At 67.0% G+C, this 20,668-nt stretch carries 18 protein-coding genes and 1 pseudogene; 12 read left to right on the forward strand and 7 right to left on the reverse strand.

Going from position 1 to position 20,668, the window contains the following annotated elements; translation table 11 throughout:
* Positions 1-7: 7 nt before the first annotated feature.
* The 5 genes from BN972_RS22880 to BN972_RS22900 all read right to left on the reverse strand — a co-directional run bounded on the left by BN972_RS22880 (position 8) and on the right by BN972_RS22900 (position 5,995).
* A complete protein-coding gene (locus BN972_RS22880) occupies positions 8-1,012 on the reverse strand; it encodes a helix-turn-helix transcriptional regulator (RefSeq protein WP_235192552.1) in 1,005 nt (334 codons plus the stop codon).
* Between the two features lie 9 nt (positions 1,013-1,021).
* Positions 1,022-2,218 (reverse strand): glycosyltransferase, encoded by a 1,197-nt coding sequence (locus BN972_RS22885; RefSeq protein ID WP_036362849.1) that lies wholly within the window; start codon positions 2,216-2,218, stop codon positions 1,022-1,024.
* Positions 2,219-2,334: 116 nt separating this feature from the next.
* Positions 2,335-4,176, reverse strand: a complete 1,842-nt coding sequence (locus BN972_RS22890) for a CheR family methyltransferase (protein ID WP_036362851.1) — start codon at positions 4,174-4,176, stop codon at positions 2,335-2,337.
* 51 nt (positions 4,177-4,227) lie between these two features.
* Entirely contained in the window at positions 4,228-4,986 is a 759-nt protein-coding gene (locus BN972_RS22895) for an STAS domain-containing protein (RefSeq protein ID WP_036362854.1), read from the reverse strand.
* Positions 4,979-5,995 (reverse strand): chemotaxis protein CheB, encoded by a 1,017-nt coding sequence (locus BN972_RS22900; RefSeq protein ID WP_036362857.1) that lies wholly within the window; start codon positions 5,993-5,995, stop codon positions 4,979-4,981. The genes BN972_RS22895 and BN972_RS22900 overlap by 8 nt, the downstream gene beginning before the upstream one ends.
* A gap of 104 nt (positions 5,996-6,099) precedes the next feature.
* Here BN972_RS22900 and BN972_RS22905 point away from each other — a divergent pair, with 104 nt between their 5' ends.
* Together BN972_RS22905 and BN972_RS22910 are read left to right on the forward strand one after the other, a co-directional pair.
* The gene (locus BN972_RS22905; protein WP_051545731.1) at positions 6,100-7,074 is read left to right on the forward strand and encodes a glycosyltransferase; all 975 of its coding nucleotides are present in this window, start codon (positions 6,100-6,102) and stop codon (positions 7,072-7,074) included.
* Positions 7,075-7,088: 14 nt separating this feature from the next.
* Entirely contained in the window at positions 7,089-8,309 is a 1,221-nt protein-coding gene (locus BN972_RS22910) for a glycosyltransferase (protein WP_036362860.1), read from the forward strand.
* Positions 8,310-8,326: 17 nt separating this feature from the next.
* Here BN972_RS22910 and BN972_RS22915 read toward each other — a convergent pair whose 3' ends face one another.
* A complete protein-coding gene (locus BN972_RS22915) occupies positions 8,327-9,205 on the reverse strand; it encodes a glycosyltransferase family 2 protein (RefSeq protein WP_036362864.1) in 879 nt (292 codons plus the stop codon).
* 85 nt (positions 9,206-9,290) lie between these two features.
* Here BN972_RS22915 and BN972_RS22920 point away from each other — a divergent pair, with 85 nt between their 5' ends.
* The 9 genes and pseudogenes from BN972_RS22920 to BN972_RS22960 all read left to right on the forward strand — a co-directional run bounded on the left by BN972_RS22920 (position 9,291) and on the right by BN972_RS22960 (position 19,345).
* Positions 9,291-10,280, forward strand: coding sequence for an NAD-dependent epimerase/dehydratase family protein (locus tag BN972_RS22920; protein ID WP_051545732.1), 990 nt, complete (start codon positions 9,291-9,293; stop codon positions 10,278-10,280).
* Between the two features lie 8 nt (positions 10,281-10,288).
* A pseudogene (locus BN972_RS22925) lies at positions 10,289-11,928 on the forward strand (carbamoyltransferase family protein).
* The gene (locus BN972_RS22930) at positions 11,925-13,412 is read left to right on the forward strand and encodes an HAD-IIIA family hydrolase (protein ID WP_036362867.1); all 1,488 of its coding nucleotides are present in this window, start codon (positions 11,925-11,927) and stop codon (positions 13,410-13,412) included. The pseudogene BN972_RS22925 and the gene BN972_RS22930 overlap by 4 nt, the downstream one beginning before the upstream one ends.
* A complete protein-coding gene (locus BN972_RS29325) occupies positions 13,409-14,428 on the forward strand; it encodes a glycosyltransferase family 9 protein (RefSeq protein ID WP_200869757.1) in 1,020 nt (339 codons plus the stop codon). Before BN972_RS22930 ends, BN972_RS29325 begins: the two co-directional genes overlap by 4 nt.
* Complete coding sequence (locus BN972_RS29330) at positions 14,425-14,994, forward strand: D-sedoheptulose-7-phosphate isomerase (RefSeq protein WP_036362870.1); 570 nt, start codon at positions 14,425-14,427, stop codon at positions 14,992-14,994. The genes BN972_RS29325 and BN972_RS29330 overlap by 4 nt, the downstream gene beginning before the upstream one ends.
* On the forward strand, positions 14,991-16,400 hold the full coding sequence (locus BN972_RS29335) for a PfkB family carbohydrate kinase (protein WP_036362874.1): 1,410 nt from the start codon (positions 14,991-14,993) through the stop codon (positions 16,398-16,400). Before BN972_RS29330 ends, BN972_RS29335 begins: the two co-directional genes overlap by 4 nt.
* 4 nt (positions 16,401-16,404) lie before the next feature.
* Complete coding sequence (locus tag BN972_RS22950) at positions 16,405-17,112, forward strand: SDR family oxidoreductase (RefSeq protein ID WP_036362877.1); 708 nt, start codon at positions 16,405-16,407, stop codon at positions 17,110-17,112.
* Entirely contained in the window at positions 17,103-18,044 is a 942-nt protein-coding gene (locus tag BN972_RS22955; protein WP_036362880.1) for a glycosyltransferase family 9 protein, read from the forward strand. Before BN972_RS22950 ends, BN972_RS22955 begins: the two co-directional genes overlap by 10 nt.
* Complete coding sequence (locus tag BN972_RS22960) at positions 18,041-19,345, forward strand: UDP-glucose dehydrogenase family protein (RefSeq protein WP_036362883.1); 1,305 nt, start codon at positions 18,041-18,043, stop codon at positions 19,343-19,345. The genes BN972_RS22955 and BN972_RS22960 overlap by 4 nt, the downstream gene beginning before the upstream one ends.
* Positions 19,346-19,398: 53 nt before the next feature.
* Here BN972_RS22960 and mbp1 read toward each other — a convergent pair whose 3' ends face one another.
* Positions 19,399-19,635, reverse strand: a complete 237-nt coding sequence (gene mbp1 / locus BN972_RS22965) for a microaggregate-binding protein 1 (RefSeq protein ID WP_036363793.1) — start codon at positions 19,633-19,635, stop codon at positions 19,399-19,401.
* Between the two features lie 213 nt (positions 19,636-19,848).
* Between mbp1 and BN972_RS22970 the strand changes: the two genes are divergently transcribed.
* Positions 19,849-20,586, forward strand: a complete 738-nt coding sequence (locus BN972_RS22970; RefSeq protein WP_080697102.1) for an SDR family NAD(P)-dependent oxidoreductase — start codon at positions 19,849-19,851, stop codon at positions 20,584-20,586.
* The last annotated feature ends 82 nt before the right edge of the window (positions 20,587-20,668 follow it).

The following is a 20,668-nucleotide window of genomic DNA, read 5'->3' on the forward strand; positions in this document are numbered from 1 at the left end:
GCCGAACTCACTGCTGGAGCGTAGTGTGCGGGCTCTGGCCGTAGGTGCGGCGGTACAGCGCCGCGAAACGGCCGGTATGCGCGAAGCCCCAGCGTTGGGCGACCTCACTGACCGTGTTGGTGGACCGGTCACTGGAGATCAGGTCCTGGTGCGCGTGGTGTAACCGCACTCGACGGAGGAACTCGGTCGGTGTGGTGTCCAGGTGCTGCCGGAACAGGTACTGCACCGCCCGGGGCGTCAGACGTACCGCGGTCGCAACGTCGTTGATTCCGATGCCATGTCCGGCATGGCGATGAATGAACGACACCGCGCTCTTGAGCACCGGTGGGACCGCCGAGCTGCTCAGCAGCGCCTGTTCGGCGTTGACGTTGGACGGGAAGCATTCCAGCGTCGCGGCCGCCAGCAAGTGGCCCGCCGCGGAAACGATCAGTGGCCGTTGGGCGGTGTCGGCGCATTCGAAGGTGGTGACCACGTAGTCCAAGGCCCGCAGCCAGCTGTGCGCGGCCTGATCGGACCGCGGCCGCCAGTCCATGAACTGCACCTGTTGGGGCAGCGGACCGTTTCGGTCGGCGGCGACCTTGCTCAGCAGTCGCACGTCCAGACTCGCCACGTGGAAGCGCGCGTTGTCGGCCCAGAGCACGCAGGGCATTCCCGCCGCGGCAACGATCGCGGTGCTCACACTGGTGGCCTGTTCGCCGGCAATGGTCAGCTTGCCCGATCGCGGCTGGATCACCAGCAGCGATTCGTCGCTGCGGATCTCGTAGCCGGCCCGGCCCTTGAGGTCCAGCTCGTCGAGGGTAATGGACTCCGCCTGGAAGCGCCGATGAGAAAAGGCCGATCCCGCCGGGAGACCGCTGATCCGCCACCCCGGCTTGTATGCGCGCTCGAAGAAGCGCTTCACGCCCTCGGCGTCCGTCGTGTCGAAGTGTTCGTGCTGCAGCGCGCCGGCGGGGCGCGTCTCCGCCGGACGATCGTTGACGCGGTGGCCGTTTTCGCTGATCAATGTAGACACAGGTCCGCCTTAAACCTTGATGTGACCCTGCGGGTAGCCTGCGGCACGCCGTCGGTGCGGCACCGGCGGCGAACTGGCCTGCTGGTAAATGTTGAGTGCGTCCAGGGCAATTCGGTCCCAGGCGAATCGCGACAATGCGCGGGACCGCCCGGCCGAACCCATGCTCTGCCGTGTGAACTGTTCTGCCTGCATGTTTTTCAGCGCGGACAGCAACTCGTATGGTTTGGTCGGCGAGACCAGCAGCCCGGTTACGCCATTGATCACGGTGTCGACCAGCGCTCCTACCGCCACCCCGACGACGACCACTCCGCTGGCCATGGCTTGCAGCGCGGTGGTCGCCTGCGGCACCTCGCGGGCGGTGCAGGCCACTACATCGGCGGACCGCATCAACGAGGGGAGTTCCCCTGCAATCACGTTGTCCTGGAAGTGAACTCGGTCGCTCACACCCAGCCGCGCGGCCAGCCGCTCTACTTCGAGGCGGTCCCCCGAAGCAGCGCCGGTCTGCACGAGTATCAGCTCCGCGCCGGGAATTTTCGGGAGAAGCGCAATTGTTTTGTCGAAACCGTTGCGTGGCAATGACTTCGGCTCAACCTGCAGGATGCGGTGCATGCCGTTCGCGGCTGGCTTAGGTCCGGTGGAGGCAAAGCGCTTTACATCGACTCCGGCCGACAGGACCGACAGCCGGGATCGGTGGCGCCGTAGCCGGGTGAGCGCGTCGAGTTCTTCGCTGCTGCCACCGGTCATCCAGGTGGCGCTGCGGATCAACAGCGGCTCGACGCGGCTACGTTCCGCGTCGTCGGCCGAGCCCGCCGAGTCCAGTCCGTGGCAACTCTGCACGGTGGGTAGCGAGAGCCGCCGCGCGGCCAGTTGTGCCGCCAGTCCACCGATCCAGCCGAAGGCATGCACGACGTCCGGCGGATCGGCTGCCCAGAGTTGGTGCAGCTCACCCGCCCACTCACCGACGAACGGCAGTACGTCCCGCGGGCGGAGCGTCGCCGTCGGTCCGACGCTTACGGGCACGGTCCGGAAGGCGCGATCAGTGATGTCAACCGGGTTCTCAATCCGTTGCCGCGGATAGGCGGTGACTGCATGTCCGTGCTCCGCGAGAGCAGCGCAGAACTGTAAATGCCATTCCCCGACGTGATCCCCCGCAAGCTCGTCATACTCGGCAAACACGTCGTCTCCGCAAACAATTGCGATCTTCACTCCCGCGGTTCCTCCTTCACCCGCTCGGTGTACAAGCAGGGGTTACCCGGGCCACTAGGGGGGAAACTGAACCGGCCGAGAGGTTCGCTTATCGGATAGTCGGCACCTGTGCAGTGCTAACCGACTACCTCCATGAGCAGCAGCGCACCGCCGATGCTGCCCGTCGTGGTGCGGAGTGAAGCACAGGTGACGCGCACCCGGGCCGGGCGTCCGCGGCGGTTGATCGCGTCAACGACGGCCTCGCCGGCGCCATCGGTGTCGACGAAGGCGTGTCCGATCAGGGGCCGCACGCCGTCCATCGGTAGGCCGATGTCCAGCGAGGTCAACGACGCGCCGATCGTCTCGTCGGTCCGCAGACCCCACAACTGTTCACAGGCGCGGTTCCACACCACTACCCGCATCTCCCGGTCGACCACGACCAAGCCCAGCTGCACCGAATTGGTCAGCGAGTTCAGGAAATCCTTGGCGTTGTCGAGCTCGAGGCTGCGTTCGCGCAGCGTCTGGTTGATCGTGTGGAGCTCTTCATTGGTGGACTGCAGCTCCTCGTTCATGGTCTCGAGCTCTTCGTTGGTGGACTGCAGTTCCTCGTTGGTGGTCTCTAGCTCCTCCACCGTGGATTGCAGTTCCTCGTTGGTGGTCTCGAGTTCTTCGTTGGTGGATTGCAATTCCTCATAAGCGGTTTCGAGCTGCCGATTGGTCTGCACGACCTTGTCGAGCAGCGCGCGCGTCGCGCTGACGTCGAAGAAGACGATCGACACGCCGAGCAGCCCGTTCTCCGCATCGACCAAGGGATTGACGTGGATCTCGAACCACACCGTGTCGACGCCGGGACGCTGCCACCGCACGTCCTGAATGCGGGCCGAGCGCCGCTCCACCTTCGCCTGTTCCAGGTAGGCCCGCAGCTCGACGGGACGGTAGGACACCTCCAGGTCGCGCAGCAGCCGGCCGATGTCGCGGGCCGAGAGCCCGAAGATGTTCTCGGCCTGCTGATTGATCATCGCGACGGTGTCGTCCCCGGTCACCACGATCTGCGCCACCGGGCTGGCGCGAAATGCGAGGTCGCGCACCGTAGTCAGGCCGGCCAGCTCACCCTGCCGCTCGTAGAACGATGTCCCCGGGTCGTAGCGGTCGACCCCCAGGTGCGAACCGGCGGCCTTTCGGAAAATACGGTTCGGCAGGCTCAGCGGAGTGAACCGGTCGCTGTAGCTCAGCAGCATCTCGGCGTGGCCGAGGAACAATGTTCCTTGCGGCGCGAGCGCGAAATGCAGCCGGGCTAATACGTTTCGCTGCGTCTCGGCATTCAGGTACATCAGGGTGTTACGGCAGACCAGCAGGTCGACGCGGGAGATCGGAGCGTCCTTGACCAGGTCGTTGCGGCCGAAGATGACCGCCCGGCGCAGGTCCTTGTGGAACAGGTAGCGCCCGTTGACCTGCTCGAAATAACGACCGAGCAGCTCCTGCGGTACTGACTCGACGGCCCGGGCGTCGAACGAAGCGGCGCGGCCCTCGGCCAGCGCCTCCTCGTCGATATCGGTGGCGTAGATCTTCACGCGCTGGCGGAACGAGTCGATGCCCATCGCCTCGGTCAACAGGACGGCCAAGGTATAGGCCTCCTGTCCGGAGGCGCACCCGGCGCTCCACACCCGGATCGGATCGTTGGGCCCACGCTCGGCCAGCATCCGCGGGATGACATCTTCGCTGAGAAAACCCCACGCCTCGGGGTCGCGGAAGAAAGCGGTGACGTTGATCAAGATGGTGTTGAACAACGCCGCGAACTCGTCGGAGCTGGCCTGCAGAACATCCAGGTACTCCTCGAAACTGGAATGCCCGGCCTGATCCATCCGATGGCGAACGCGGCGCATCAACGACGTTCGCTTGTAACCGGTGAAGTCGAAACCGCGGGAATCCCGCAGGTACCGCAACAGAGCCTCGAAGGACTCGTCCGGGGTGCCGCTCATTGGGTGCCGTCCGCCTAACGCCGTGGTAGCACCTGACATTACTCGCGGAGGTCAGAGTTCATTCTCGGAGCCGATCACCGCCCACACGGTTTTTCCGGAGGATGTCGGCGTGCTGCCCCAGGCTCGGCACAGGGCACCGACGATGGCCAGACCCGAGACGGCGTCTATGCCGCCGGCGGCATCTTCACGGCGGTTCACGGGTTGATGGCTGCGATCCTCCACGGCAACGGTGAGGGTGTCGTTGAAATTCTCCACGACCAGCACCGGCTCACTTTCGGTGTGTTCGAGGACGTTCTCGATGAACACGGTGGCCACCGTCCCGGCGACCGGAATCAACTGATTTACCGACCAGGTGGTGAGCCATTCGTGGATCATGCCGCGGGCGAGACGGATGCTGGCGCGCGAGCGCGGGAGTGCGGCACGTGCTCGGCGGCGCCCATGCAGGGCCAGATCGTCGACGGCATCGAGCGCGGCTTCCAAAGACGTGTGCACTGGTACATACCTCGTCACCGCGCTCGTCGTGATCGCACGCTGACGCTCAATATCGCTGCACGCCAGGAGAATCGGCACATTCGGCCAGGTGCTGACGTGCCAGCGCGCGCTGGTGAACACCGACCAGGCCGACGGAGACGGAACCGACAACCGGTTGACATCGACGATCACCGCGCGGGGTTCGTCTAAGGCGGCCTTGATGACCGTGTCCCGCAGACCCCGATACGTGGCATAGTCCAGCACCCCGTCGGTGACGACGATGGAGACGCCACTGCGTTCCTCGACGTCGATCAGAATGGCTGCGCGCGGTTCACTCATCGACGTCTCCGGGACGCGGACCGGCGGCCGAAAGCCGCTCGCTGAGCACCGCCAACGCCCGTTCGGTCTCCTCGGCCGACGCGTTGTAGCGCTGGAACAACGGACCTCTACCGGCCTTATCCGCCAGTTGCCTGGCGAGTTTCGCTTTCTCCTGCAGGCTGCGCAGGGCGATCCAGAGGGCGTTCTCGATTTCGTCGTCGCGCGCGGCGAGTAGCGAATCCGGCGACCAGGCGTGCCCGACCCGGCACCGGTAGTTGTCCTCGCCGACTTTAGCCAGCGAGCCGTTGCAGTCTGGGCAGGTGTATCCGGATGCGGGACCCAAGTCCTGGCTGTCGACGGTGTTGAAACGCGCCGTCATGGCGATGCGGTTCTGTAGTTCCAGGGAGTCGTCCGGTTCCATTTGCGGTTCCTCGATATTACGTTGTGCCAGCTCCTTGAGCACGGCACCAATGTCTGCGGCCCGGACCTGTCGATCCAGTACTCCAGCGGCTTCCGCGCTGGCCGGCATTGCGGAGAACAGCGCGTCGTCGGGCGTCTGGCCGATGGTGATGCCGCCACGGGAGCGGATCGCTTCCAGCCCCAATACCCCGTCGTCCAGCACGCCAGATAACAGCACCCCGATTGCGCGTGGGCCGAAAGCGATTGCGACTGAACGGAATAACGCGTTGATCGCCGGACGGTGGCCGTTCTCGGTGGGGCCTTGGGAGAGCACCACCCGGTGGTCGGCAACCAACAGGTGGTGGTCTGGTCGGGCCACGTAGATGTGTCCGGGTTCTAGCCTCATCCCGTGCTCGGCGGTCCTGGCCGGTAACGCACCCTTGCGATCGATGATGCGTGCCAGCACGCTGGGAGCGCTGGGAGGGATGTGCAACGCCACCAGGTAGGCGTACGGCGAGTCCGCGGAAAGGCCCGGAACCAGGCTCGACAGCGCCTCGACTCCCCCTGCGGAAGCGCCAATCGCCACTACACCGCCGAGGTCACCCTGCCCGTTCGCCGCCTGCATCACCATTTTCAATACCCGCTTTGAGCGTAGGCAACCGCTTCCCCAAAATGCCAAGAAAATCAGGGTTGAAGAACCGTTTAACGAATGACCTATAGGGTATTTGGCTCGCCATGTTGGACCCCGGCGTCGCCGGGCCTGTGGTCAGGAACGTGCTGTTGTGGCACGTACATGGGTCCTGGACGCAGGCGTTTGTCGCGGGGCGGCACCACTACCTGATACCGGTGTCGCCCGATGGAGACGCCCTTGGGCTGGCCGGACGCGACTGGCCCGCTGCGCGGGAAATCCCGGTCGAGAGCTTGGGATACGAGCACATCGATCTCGTCGTGCTGCAAAACCCCCAAGAGTCGACGCTCTTGACTCGATGGACCGGTCTGCGCGCCGGGATCGATATCCCGGCGGTGTACGTCGAGCACAACGCACCGCGACCGCACCCTGCGCGCAGCCGGCACCCGCTGGCGGATCGGGCCGACATCCTCCTGGTCCATGTCACCGACTTCAATCGGTTGATGTGGGACAACGGGAAGGCGCCCACTCGAGTGATCGACCATGGCGTCGCCGACCCCGGCCCCTTGTACAGCGGCGAAATTCTGCGCGCTGCAACGATGATCAACGAGCCGCTGCGTCGGGGTCGCATCGTCGGCGCCGACCTGCTGGAGCCGTTGTCGGCGTACGGTGCGATCGATGTGTGGGGCATTGGCAGCGAGGTATTACGCGCCAACCGCGGCGGTGTGACCGGTCGCGGTGACGTTGCCGCGCCGGAGTTGTGGGACCAGGTCGCGCGCCGGCGGGTTTACCTGCACACGGCTCGGTGGACCTCGCTCGGATTGTCGCTGATAGAGGCGATGATGCTGGGCATGCCGGTGGTGGCCGTCGGCACCACCATGGCTCCTTTTGCCGTTCCGCCGGAAGCCGGTGTGGTGAGCGCGGACGTTGCCACACTCGGGCGCGGGCTGCGTGACTTCATGAACGACTGCGCGATGGCGCGGGCTGCGGGCAAGGCCGCGCGGGATTTCGCCGTCGCCCGATTCGGTCGCGAGCGCTTCCTGGCCGAATGGGATGACGTTATCGAGGAGCAGTGCCGTTGACGAAAGGAGCCCGCATGAGGATCGCCATGATCTCCGAACACGCAAGCCCTTTGGCGCATCTGGGGGGAGTGGATGCGGGCGGACAGAATGTCCATGTGGCCGAGTTGTCGGCGGCGTTGGCCAGGCGTGGCCACGACGTGGTGGTGTACACCCGCCGGGAAGACCCGGCACTGCCCGATTGCATGGAAACCCGGCATGGCTATTCGGTGGTGCACGTGCCCGCCGGTCCCGCCACGAAGTTGCCGAAAGACGAACTGCTGCAATATATGTACGCCTTCGCTCACTTTTTGGGCGATTGCTGGTTGGCTGACCCGCCGGATGTGGCACACGCCCATTTCTGGATGTCCGGCCTGGCCACCCAACGGGCCGCGGCGCCACATCGAGTCCCGACGGTACAGACCTTTCACGCACTGGGGTCGGTCAAACGGATGCACCAGGGCGGGAATGACACCAGTCCGGACTGCCGAATCAACATAGAGGCGGCGGTGGCCCGTAACGCCGACTGGGTAGCGGCGACCAGCACGGATGAGGTCTTCGAACTGGTCCGGATGGGCCGTGCCAGATCCCGGACCTCCGTAGTCCCATGCGGTGTGGACATCGATGCGTTTACCCCGGAGGGCGCGGTCGCTTCTCGTAGCGACGTGAAGCGCATCGTCTCGGTCGGAAGGTTGGTGCCCCGGAAGGGCTTTGAAACCCTCATTCGTGCGCTCGCGCACATCCCGGATGCGGAACTGACCATCGTCGGAGGGCCGGCGGCGGCAGACCTGGCTAATGATGCTGAAGCGCAAAGATTGTCCCGACTCGCCGCTGAAGTTGGTGTTGCTCACCGGGTGCGGTTGCTCGGTGGTGTCAGCCGGAAGGAGATGCCTATCCTGCTGCGATCGGCGGACGTGGTGGCCTGCACCCCTTGGTATGAGCCGTTCGGCATCGTGCCGCTGGAGGCAATGGCCTGCGGAGCGCCGGTGGTGGCGACGGCAGTGGGCGGAATCCGCGACACCGTTGTCGATGATGTAACAGGTCGTCTGGTGCCACCAAGAGACCCGGGCGCGTTAGCCGAAGCGATCAATGCGCTGTTCGAGGATCGGGTGCGCCGGCAAAGCCTGGGTACGGCGGGTCGCGAACGTGCGCGGGCGCGGTATACCTGGGATCGGGTGGCCGCCGACACTGAACGCGTCTACGAGAAGCTGGTGCCGGTGCGTCGCGAGGTCGCGTCGGCCAACAAACGGTCCGGGTGATCGGCAGATGTTCCGGGTCAGGAGGTTTCCAGCATCCGAACCGCGAGTTCGACAGTCTCCGGCAGGCGGCGCCGCTCGTGCAGTACCGCCGGCAGCGCGGCTACCGCCTCACGCAGTGCCGTTCGGGACGACCGGTCGCGGGTGGCCGCCCAGGCCAGCACGGCGCTGGTCTTGATGCATCGGGACGCCGGCCGGCGCAGCCACGCGGCCAGCATGGTATTGCGCAGCACGCGGGCTTGCTGGGCCGGTCTTGAATTCCGCAGCAGGGAAGGTTGGTGGTAGGCCACTAAAGCATTGCAGAAACACAGATTCCAGCCGCCGGCCGCGAGATCCCAAGCAAGCAAATCCTCTTCGCCACGGAAGTGCAGAATCGGATTGAATCCGCCGGCCGACTCGAAGGCACTCTTGCGGACCAGGGCCGAACAGGCCTGGAATCCCAGGATTGACGGGCCGGGCAGCTTGGGGTCGTGACCAAGCGGACTGTCGGCCAGTTGGGCGACGAGCGGATCGTCGTTCATTGTCGGCCACAACACCGTGCGCGCCGCCAGCAGCGCGACGGTAGGGTGGGCATCAAAGAGCGACTCGGCAAGTTGAGTGGCAGTCGGTTCCCACCACGAGTCATCGTCGCAAAACGCAATGTACGGCGTATCGCATTGCGCTACACCAATATTGCGCGCCACCGCGCCCTGGTTGCGGTCGAGCGCAACTACTTGCACCCGGTCGCCGAACCGCGCCGAGAGCCGGCGGGCGGCGGCTACCGAATCGTCGCCAGAGTCGTTGTCAACCACCACTATCGGACATGCTGTCGTACGCAGCAAGCGTTCTACCACCGCGCACAACTCCTCGGAACGGTCACGTGTCGCGATGACGAACGAGGTGCGCGGTAGGTGTGTCATGCCCGCTGCGGCTACCCGTTGATCTGCCGCTGAAACTCTCTGCCGCAGCGCGTTTCAGCGCGCAGTCGCCGGGTACCACAGGCCGATGCGTTCCCTATCGCGTGTCCTGGTCACCGGCGGCGCCGGTTTCCTCGGTCTGCACCTGTGCCGTCAGCTGCTCGGGGCCGATGTCGAGGTGGTCAGCGTAGACAACTTGTCCACCAGTGCAATCGACGCGGTGACAAAGCTGAACTGGCGGCCCGGTTACCGCTTCGTGCAGCACGACATCTGTGACCCCGCAGTCATCAATGACATCGGTACCGGGTTCGACACAGTGTTCCATCTCGCGTCGCCGGCTTCTCCGGTCGACTACGACAGGCTACCGATCGCGACGCTTCGTGCCGGGTCCGCCGGCACCGGCACCGCGCTGGAGATAGCCCACCGTGGTGGCGGCCGGCTGGTACTGGCATCGACCAGCGAGGTCTACGGCGACCCCGAACAGCATCCGCAAACCGAAAGGTATTGGGGAAACGTCAATCCGATCGGCCCGCGCAGTGTTTACGACGAGGCCAAGCGGTATGCGGAGGCGTTGGCTTTCGCCTACAAGCGCCAAGACTTGGCCGATATCGGAGTTGCACGCATCTTCAACACCTACGGTCCCGGTATGCGCGACGATGACGGCAGAATGGTGCCGACGTTCTGTCGGCAGGCGTTGCGTGGGGAACCGTTGACGGTGTCCGGCACCGGCCGGCAGACCCGGTCACTGTGCTATGTGGACGACACCGTGGCCGGTCTGATCGCGTTGGCAGGCAGTGACTTCGATGGCCCGGTCAATATCGGTAATCCTGACGAAGTCTCGGTACTGGCGGTGGCAAAGCTGATCCGTGAGCTGGCCGACAGCGACTCGCCGATTGAGTTCACCGACCCGGTGGTGGATGACCCGCAGCGCCGTTGCCCGGATATCAGCTTGGCGCGCGAGCGGCTGGGTTGGGAACCGAAGGTCGAGCATCGTGACGGATTGAAGACGACGCTGGAGTGGTTCCGGCTGGCCACCGATGCCGATGCCGCCTCGCTCAGTGCGCCGGTGGCCCGGTAGGAGGCGGCGTGCGGATCCTTGGCGTCAACGCGGTTTTTCACGACTCTGCTGCAGCAGTCGTCGTCACGGGCGCGTGGTCGCTGCCGCTGAAGAAGAGCGGTTCTCCCGACGCAAGCACGGCAAACAGGCGGTTCCGTTCTCGACATGGGAACTGCCGGTGGCCGCCATCAAGTGGTGTCTGGCCGAGGCCCAGCTGCAGCCGACTGACATCGACGCCATCGGTTACTCGTACGACCCGACGCTGATGTACGAGGAGCCGCTGGATCCGGCCGGGCTGGACCGGGACTGGGAATTCCTGCGCACGATGTATGCGCAACGGGCGCCGCGGTTTCTGGCCACTGCCGTGCCCGGGCTCAACCCGGCATCGGTACGGCATGTCCGTCATCACGTCGCACACGCCGCGTCGACCGCGCTGGCATCGCCGCATCCCGACACCGCGGTGCTGGTGGTCGACGGTCGCGGCGAACGCGCGTCGATGCTGGCGGGGGTCTACCGCGATCGCAAACTCGACGTGCTCGCCGTCCAGGAGTTACCGCACTCCCTGGGCTTGCTCTATGAAAGCCTCACCGAGCACTTGGGTTTCGCCCGATCCAGTGACGAGTACAAGGTCATGGCGATGGCCTCATACGGCCGGGCGCGGTTCGCCGACCAGCTGCGGCAACGGGTGTACGCCTGCAGCGACGGCGGGTTTCGCACCGAGCCGATCGACTGGGACGAGCTGGCACCACGCCGGAGACCGGGCGCCGACGACCTCGATCCGGTGCACGCCGACCTTGCGTGCAGTGTGCAGCTCGTCGTCGAGGACGTGCTGCTGGACCTAGTCGGCTGGCTGCGTGACCACAGCGATGAGACAGCGCTGTGTCTGGCCGGTGGGGTAGCGCTGAATTGCGTTGCGAACAGCCGTATCTACGCCGAGTCGGGCTTCGATCGAGTGTGGGTACAACCGGCCGCCGGGGACTCCGGCACCGCGCTGGGGGCCGCGCTGAGTCTGGCCGCGTCCTTTGACGAGCCCATCGAACCGATGCCGACCGCGCACCTGGGCCGGGGTTGGACGGATCGGCAGATCAAGGCTGTCCTTGACGAAGCGGCCGTGCGCTACGAACAACCGGCGGACTTCGCCTCCGCCGTCGGTGACGCGCTGGCCGACAACAAGCTGATCGGGTGGTTTCAGGGCCGCGCCGAATTCGGTCCGCGCGCCCTAGGCGGCCGCTCGTTGCTGGCCGATCCCCGGCAGGCCGCGAACCTGGAACGGTTGAATGCGGTCAAGGGTCGCGAACAATTTCGGCCGGTAGCACCGATGGTGCTGGCCGAGCGTGCCGCTGAGATCTTCTCCCGGGGACCGCTGCCGAGTCCCTACATGCTTTTCGTGCATGACGTCGCACCGGCATGGCGAGAGCGGATCCCCGCTGTTACCCACGTCGACGGCACGGCGCGAATCCAGACCGTCGACCAAAGCGCTGACCCACGTCTGCATGCGGCCATCAGCAGGTTCGCTGAGCGGACCGGGGTGCCGGTGGTGGTCAACACCAGCTTTAACACCGCCGGGCGGCCGATGGTGGACACCCCGCGGGATGCGCTTGAGGTATTCGGGTCATCGCCGATCGACGTGCTGGCCATCGGCTCTTACCTGGTGCGGCGGCAGCCATGAGCGTGGACTACACCGTCGTGGTGCCCACCATCGGGCGAGAATCGTTGCACCGCTTGCTGATCGCCCTGCAGCAGGGCCATGGGCCGGCGCCGCGGCAGATAATCGTGGTCGACGATCGACCGCGAGGCGCCGACGGGCTGAGGGTGGATGTGGCGCTCCCGGTGCGCGTCGTCACCAGCGGCGGACGCGGACCGGCCGCGGCGCGCAACGTGGGGTGGCGTGCCGCCGACTCGCGCTGGGTCTGTTTTCTGGACGACGATGTGGTGCCACATCCCCAGTGGCGAGCGGTCGTGATCGCCGACCTCGACGCGGCGGAGGCGGCCGGTGCGGTGGGTTCACAGGCGGTCCTCGAGGTGCCGACGGCAGGGTCCCGGCGTCCCACCGACGACGAACGGCGCACGCTCCGCCTGGCCGAGGCGCGCTGGATCACCGCCGACATGGCCTACCGCCGGGATGCGCTGATTGCCGTCGGCGGCTTCGACGGGCGCTTCCCGCGCGCATACCGCGAGGACTCCGATCTGGCGGTGCGAATGGTGGCGGCCGGCGGTGCGATCCTGCGTGGTGATCGGCGTTGTACCCATCCCGTCGCGCCGGCCACCTGGTGGTCAAGTGTGCGCGCCCAGATCGGTAACCGCGACAACGCGTTGATGCGCCGCAAGCACGGGCGCGGCTGGCGGACAATGATCGGCGAGGGACCCGGCCGGATGCCCGCGCATGTGGCGACCACGATCGCCGGGGGCGCGGCACTGTTGGGCCTACTGCTGCGCCGGAAGGCGCGGGTCGCGGCCGCGATGTGGCTGCTGATGACCGCGGAGTTCGCGATCAAGCGCTGGCGCAGCGGTCCGGCGCGAGTGGGGCAGGCGGCGCGGCTGGCCGTCAGCAGCATCCTGATACCTCCGGTCGCGGTGTGGCACCGACTGGCCGGCGAATGGGAGTTCCGAGGCGCCCGGCGCGACCCGCCGCTGGCCGTATTGCTCGACCGCGACGACACCCTCATCGTGGACCGGCACTATCTGAACGACCCCGACGGTGTCCTGCCCACCCGCGGGGCCCGGCGGGCGCTGGCCCGGCTGCGCCGGCGTGGCTTGCTACTCGCCGTCGTCACCAACCAGTCCGGCGTGGCCCGGGGTCTGATCACCCCGGAGCAACTCGGCAAGGTCAACGCGCGGGTCGACGAGGTGCTGGGCCCGTTCGACTGCTGGCAGGTGTGCGTGCACGGCGAGACCGACGGCTGCGGCTGTCGTAAGCCACAACCCGGCATGGTGCTGGCCGCCGCCGCGGAGCTGGCGGTACCGGCGTCGCGATGCGTGCTGATCGGCGACACCGGAGGGGACGTGCAGGCCGCCTTGGCCGCGCAAGCGCAGGCGGTCCTGGTGCCGACCGCCCGTACCCTTCCCGACGAGGTAGCGCACGCGCACGTCTTCGCCCGGGTAGCCCCCACCCTGGAAGATGCGGTCGCCGTGGTGCTGCGGGAGTGCCGGTGAGTACCGCGGTGGTCGCACGCCTGGACAGTGCCGGTGACGTGCTGATCGTCGGCCCGGCGGTGCGCGCCGTCGGGGCCTGCCACGACCGGGTCGTAATGCTGGTGGGACCGCGCGGCCGGGACGCTGCCGAACTGTTGCCAGCCGTCGACGAGATCGTGGAATGGCAGGCGCCGTGGGTGGATTTCGACTCGCCGGAACTGACCGCCTCCCACGCCGAAGCGCTGATCAAGCAACTGCGTGACATCGCGCCCGCCCGGATGTACATCTTCACCTCGTTCCATCAGTCACCGTTGCCGTTGGCGTTGCTGGCCAGGATGGCATCGGTGCCCTGGGTGGGTGCGATCTGCGTCGACTATCCCGGCACGCTGCTGGACCTGCGGCATCAGGTGCCCGACGGCATCCCCGAGCCGGAACGAGCGCTTTCACTGGCCGAGGCCGCGGGTTGTCGGTTGCCCGCCGGGGACGACGGGACCCTACGCATCCGCGCGGTGGCATCGCTGCCTCCCGCGTTGGCGGATGCGATCGGCACCGATCCGCACGTCGTCTTCCACCCGGGTGCCGCGGTGGCGGCCAGGCGGCCCAACCCGGCCCGCAGCGCGCAGATGGTGGCCGCGCTGGTTCGGGCCGGATATCGGGTGCTGGTCACCGGCGGCCCCGACGAGGCCGACCTCACCGCGGCGGTCGCAACCGATGTGGCCACAGATCTCGGAGGCCGGACCAACCTGGCCGAGCTGGCGACCGTGTTCGCCGCGGCGCGCGTCGTCGTCGTACCCAATACGGGACCGGCGCACCTGGCGGCGGCGGTCGGAGCTCCCGTCGTCTCCCTGTTTGCACCGGTGGTGCCGGCCGAACAGTGGCGTCCGTACGGGCGCCAGGTCACCGTCCTGGGCGACCAGTCGGCGCCATGCCGAGACAGTCGTGCCCGGGTGTGTCCGGTGCCGGGCCATCCCTGCCTGGACGGAATCACCGACACCGAACTGCTTGCCGCGGTTGGGTCGAGAGGAGGACAGCCATGATCGAACTGCATTTCGATGCCCTGCGAGAGGCGGTGGATCGGACCAGCGTCGAAGCGACCCGCCTACGCGGTTGGGGCCGTCAGCTGGCGGCGGTGCTGTCCGACGGGGGCCGGTTGCTGGCCTGTGGCAACGGGGGCAGCGCCGCCGAGGCCCAGCACCTCACCGCCGAACTCGTCGGCCGCTTCCAAGGTGAGCGAAAACCACTGTCCGCCATTGCCTTACATGCCGATACTTCAGCACTGACCGCGATAGCCAACGACTACGGTGTCGAGGAAATGTTCGCCCGGGGAGTGCGGGCGCACGGTCGCAGCGGCGACGTGCTGGTGGCCCTGTCCACCAGCGGCACCAGCAGCAATGTGCTGGCAGCGGTGAAGGCCGCCCACGAAGTCGGCATGGTGACGTGGGCCCTGACCGGTCGGGGCCCCAACGAGCTGGCGGCGATGTGCGATGAAGCGATCAGCGTGGACGCGTCGGCCACCTCGACGGTGCAGGAAATTCACCTGATGCTGGTGCACGGCCTGTGCATGGCGGTCGACGACGTATTGCTGGGAACGAGTGCACTGTGAAACCGCTTGTGATCGTAGGTGATTCATTGCTGGACGTGGACGTCGAGGGTTCGGCGACTCGGCTCAGCCCAGAGGCGCCGGTGCCTGTGGTGGATGCCGAACGCCTCGTCCAGCGGCCGGGAGGTGCGGGGCTGGCGGCGCTGCTCGCGGCCCGCACCGAGACCGGCGTCGTGCTGGTCACCGGCGTTGCCGAGGATGACGCCGGCGACCAGCTGCGCAGCCTGTTGGTCGCCGCGGGCGTACGCGTGCTCGAGTTGCCGACGACCGGAACTACCGTGACCAAGACCAGGATTCGAGCACACGGTCAATCGATATGCCGGCTGGACCGGGGCGATGCGGCCCCGGTCAGCGCGCCACTGCCGGGTCAGGTGTTGAATGCGCTGGCCGAAGCACGCGCGATATGCGTTGCCGACTACGGCGGGGGCATAACCTCGCTGCCCGAGATCCGAAAAGCGCTGACACGGATGGCATCCCGCATCCCGATTGTGTGGGATCCGCACCCGCGTGGCGCGCCTCCGGTACCCGGATGCGCACTGGTGACGCCGAATCAGCAAGAAGCTCGGCACTTCTGCCCGGACCGCAAGCATGGTGACGTAGGCGAGACACTGCGCCGGAGATGGGACGCCGCGGCCGTATGTATCACCCGGGGAGCACGCGGGGCCCAGGTGTATGGGCTCTATGAGGGCGTTCGCCATGTCGCCGTGCCGTCGTCCGTGGCCGCGGGTGGGGCTCCGGCTGATGTCTGTGGCGCCGGGGACCGATTCGCCGTCGCCGCCGCCACGGCACTGGGTGCCGGCGCCGATCCGGCGGCGGCGGTGGTGGCCGCCGTCGCCGATGCGGCTCGCTTCGTGACCGCCGGAGGCGCCGCCGCGGTCTCGACTCCCGTCCTGGCCACCGGCGCGTTGTCGGTGCGGGTCCATGGCCACGACCCGGTTGATGTCGACGTCGACGCGCTGGCCGCGCGACTGCGGCGCGATGGCCGGACCGTGGTCGCCACCGGCGGCTGCTTTGACTTGTTGCACACCGGCCATGTCCGGCTGCTCCGACAGGCCCGCGATCTCGGTGACGCATTGATCGTTCTGGTCAATTCCGACGATTCAGTGCGCGCATTGAAGGGTGCGGGGCGGCCGGTGATGCGTGATGTCGACCGTGCCCGGATATTGGGGGCCCTCGCGTGCGTGGATGCGGTGGCGATCTTCGACGGGCCGACGCCGGAGCGCTCGCTGGAGACACTGTGTCCCGATATCTGGGTCAAGGGCGGCGACTATGCCGCCGATGAGCTGCCGGAGGCCGGAATCGTGCGGCAGCACGGCGGCGAGGTCGTCATTCTGCCGACGGTCGCGGGTTATTCGTCGTCACGCTTGATCGCGGCGGCCGTCTCTGGCCGACCACAAACCGAAAGGTGAACATATGCAAACCGATTCACAATCGCCAGCGCTCGGCGGTGTCCTGATCACCGGCGGCTCCTCTGGCCTCGGCGCCAGCACCGTGGCCGCCGTGGCGCAGCGCGGGGGGCTGCCGTTGATCCTCGATAAGCAACCCCCGGCCGGTGAGTTCCCTTATGCGGCTTGCGATCTGGCCGATACCGCGGCGGTCGAGGAGGCGGTGCACTCGCTGGCCGCCACCGTAGACGGGCGTATCACCGGCGTTTTCACCGCGGCCGGCATCGACTCCTGCGGCACCCTCGAGCAGGTGCCGGCCAAGGAGTGGGAGCAGGTCGTCGCCGTGAACCTGGTCGGTACCGCCGCCGTCATTCGTGCCGCCCTGCCGTATGTCAAAGCCACTCAAGGACGGATCGTCACGTGCGCCTCCACCCTGGGCATCAAAGCGGTCAGCGACGCCACCGCCTACTGCGCGTCGAAATTCGGCGTCGTCGGCTTCACCCGCGCGCTGGCCGCCGAACTTGCCGGACAAGTCGGCGTCACCCTGCTCATCCCGGGGGGAATGCACACCCCGTTCTTCGATGGACGCAGCGACCAGTACAAGCCGCCGGCCGATGCCAAGCTCAACCGCCCCGAGGACGTAGCCCAGACGGTGGTGTTCGCGTTGTCCCAGCCGGTCGGATGCGAGGTTCGCGAGATGGTGGTTTGCGCCTCCACGGAGGCTTCGTGGCCGTAACGCAGGACACCCTGCTGGTGCTGCGAGCACTCGGCCTGGGCGATTTGGTGACGGCGGTACCCGCGCTGCGGGGGCTGCGACGTCACTACCCCGCCGCCCGGATCGTCCTCGCCGCGCCCGCCCAATACCGCGAGCTGGCGCTGCTCACCGGGGCGGTCGACGACCTGCTGCCCACCGCCTGCCTCGGTGACCGGCGCATCCGGACGGCGCCCCCGTCGCTCGCAGTGAATCTGCACGGCTGCGGACCGCAGAGCATCGACCACGTGCTGGCATGGCGGCCCAGCGAGGTGATCACGCATGCCCACCCGCACCACCCCGACTTGCCGGGCCCGCCGTGGCGTGCCGACCTGCACGAGGTCGACCGCTGGTGCGCATTGCTGGGCTGGGCCAACATCTCCTGCGATCCGACCGATGTGCTGCTGCCGCGCCCGCGGGTCGAGTCGGGCCGTAGCGGGGCGGTGGTGATCCATCCCGGGGCATCGGCCGCGGCGCGGCAATGGCCGGTAGAGCGGTTCGCCGCCGTCGCAGCGGCGCTGAGCCGCGACGGTCACGACGTGGTGGTCACCGGTTCGGCGGGTGAGTCCGACCTCGCCGGGCGGGTTGCGCGTGCCGCCGGTTTGCCCCGCACCGCGGTGCTGGCAGGCGGGCTGGATCTGCCCGCCCTGACCGCGCTCGTCCATGACAGTCGGTTGGTGATCTGCGGTGACACCGGCGTCGGCCATCTGGCCGCCGCTACCGGCACCGCGTCGGTGGTGCTGTTCGGTCCCACCGCCCCCGGTGCCTGGGGTCCGCGCGGCCCGGCGCCCCACGTCGCGCTGTGGGCGGGGGGAGTGGGAGATCCGCACGCCGAAACGCCGGCGCAGAACCTGCTGCTGATCACGGTGCCGCTGGTGCTATCGGCCAGCCGCGAACTCCTGAGCGAGGCCGCATGACCAGCACACCCCGCATCGGAGTGGTCGGGGTCGGCTACGTCGGACTTACCACCGCCGTCTGCATGGCGGCGCGTGGATTGAGCACGGTCGCCGTGGATATCGACCCGGAGCGGGTTCGGAAGTTGAGGGCCGGAACGCCGGTGATCGACGAACCGGAGCTGCCAAAGCTGTTGCGCGACGGCCTCGCCGGCGGGCTGCTGAAGTTCAGTGTCGATGTCGCCGACCTTGCCGACCGTGAGGTCGTCTTCGTCTGCGTGCCCACGCCCACCGGCGCGGACGGGCAGGCCGACGTCGGTGCGGTGCGCTCGGTGGTGGACCGCCTCGGCGAAGTTCTGAGTCCGGGTGCGGTGCTGGCAATGAAGTCCACGGTGCCGGTAGGCACCACATCCGACGTGGCAGAGCGTTTGCTTGCCAAAGCAATCCGCGTCGTATCCACCCCGGAATTCCTGCGCGAAGGCAGGGCCATCCACGATTTTCACCACCCGGATCGCCTGGTGATTGGCACCCACGACGATGCCGCCGCGCAACTGGTACGGCACGCCTACGGCATTACCGCCCAGCCGGTGCTGCGGATGTCGCCGGAGAGCGCCGAGCTGGCGAAGTATGCCAGCAATGCCTTCCTGGCGGTCAAGCTCTCCTACACCAACTCGCTGGCCGCGCTGTGTGCGCAGGTCGGCGCCGATATCAACGACGTCACCCGCTGCATGGGCGCCGACCGCCGGATCGGATCGGAGTTTCTGTCACCTGGGCCGGGATGGGGTGGATCCTGCCTGCCAAAAGACACCGCGGCGTTGGTTCATACCGCACGGCAGCACGATTTGCGGCTCGCCGAAATCGAGGCCGCACGCTCGACCAATGCCGCCCAGGCCGCCCGCATCGCCGCAACCCTGCGTCGGCAGTTGCGTCGCCCGCTCACCGGTTGCCGCATCACGGCGCTGGGTCTGACCTTCAAAGCCCACACCAGCGACACCAGGGATTCACCGGCCTTGGCTGCGTGCCGGGAACTCGCCGGGGCCGGCGCGCTTGTGCTGGGTTACGACCCCCAGTTGTGCAACATCGATCCGGCGATTCTGCAGTGGGCCCGGGTGACGGCCGTCGACGAGCCGTACCGTGCCGCAAAGGCGGCCGAGGCGATCCTGCTGTTGACCGAATGGTCCCAATTTCGCGATCTGGATTGGGAGGCAATCGCACGCGAGGCGCCCTCGGCCTTGGTGCTGGACACCCGAAACGTGTTGGACCCCGCGGCTGTGCGCTCGGTGGGCCTCTGCTACCTGGGTAACGGCGTGCCGTCGGGCTTCTGAACAGAACTGCGGTCCCCGCCTGATGACGGGGACCGCAGCACAGGAGGATTGAACTACTGGTTCTCTTTTTGCCGTTCTTCGGCCGCTTCGGCGCCGCCGCGAGCGGATTCGGCTTCCGCCTCCTTCTTGGCGACATCACGCTGGGCGTCCGCCTTGTCCTGTTGCGCCCGGCCCTCGTTCTTCATGTCGTCGCTGCCGGTGACGGTGCCAAAAGCCTCCTTGGCCTTGCCCTTCACACCCTCGGCGACGCCCTTCACACCTGATTCGGGTCCACTGTTGCTGTCGCTCATCGCTTTTCCCATCCGTTCTTCTCTACTTCCACGCTGCGGCCGAGCCGGCCGCGGCGCATCGCGTTGCAGGGGTTCCCGGTTGATGGGGGATAAAACGGCCCGTCGGCTCGATCTGCAGCCGCTGCTCGCAATAGCCGTTGAGCGAAGAGATTGTTTGGCTCGGGGGACCTCGGGTAGCACGCGTCTGCGGGCAAAGGGAAAAGGACCATTAACATGACAACAGAGTTGGCTTTGATCACCGGTGCCAGTTGCGGGGTGGGATTTGCACTGGCGAAACAGTTCGCCAGGCGGGGCTACGACCTGATCATTGCCGACGGCTATGACGAAATCCACACTGCCGCAGCCGCACTCACGGTATTCGGCACCGACGTGCAGGCCGAGCAGGTCTCGTTGTGTTGCGCGGACAACGCGCAGTTGCTGCATCGCCGGGTGGTGTCGGATGGCCGCCCGGTGACGGTGGCGGCGCTGGCCGCCTCGGTGAACGACGCCATGTGCCTGGACGGCAGCCTGGATGGCGCGTTGGATCTGGTGGATAGCAGTGTCCGCGGCACGATGTCGCTGGCTCGATTGCAGGCGGAGCGCATGGCAACGTATGGCCGTGGCGGCGTACTGCTGACCGCGTCGCCAGAGGACAGTGGCCCCGGGCTCGGGGCCGCGGTCTACGCGGCGAGTTCGGCGTTCTTGGAGGCGTTTGGCGAGATCCTGCAGCAAGAGGTACGCGATGCCGGGGTCAAGGTCATCACGTCGTTGCCACGGCCCTCGGGCGGAAGCCGGTGCCACCTTCCGTCCGAGCTCGCGCGGCAGGCGCTCGACGCACTGAATTGCGACGGCAGGCCCGGCTTCGCGGCCCGGGCGACCGATGCGGTGACCACCCTGGCCGGACGCTTCATCGCGGATCGGATCAAAGGGCCTGTCTGGCAGGTCCTTTCACCGACTGGCGAGGCCGTTTAGATTGCGTCTGCTCGCGCGTTTGATGTGCGTCGATCGGGGCACTCAAATTACGGCGTTGCATCAGGCATAGGAGGTGGCCGTC

Origin of the sequence: Mycobacterium asiaticum DSM 44297 (assembly GCF_000613245.1) — a bacterium.
GTDB lineage: Bacteria > Actinomycetota > Actinomycetes > Mycobacteriales > Mycobacteriaceae > Mycobacterium > Mycobacterium asiaticum.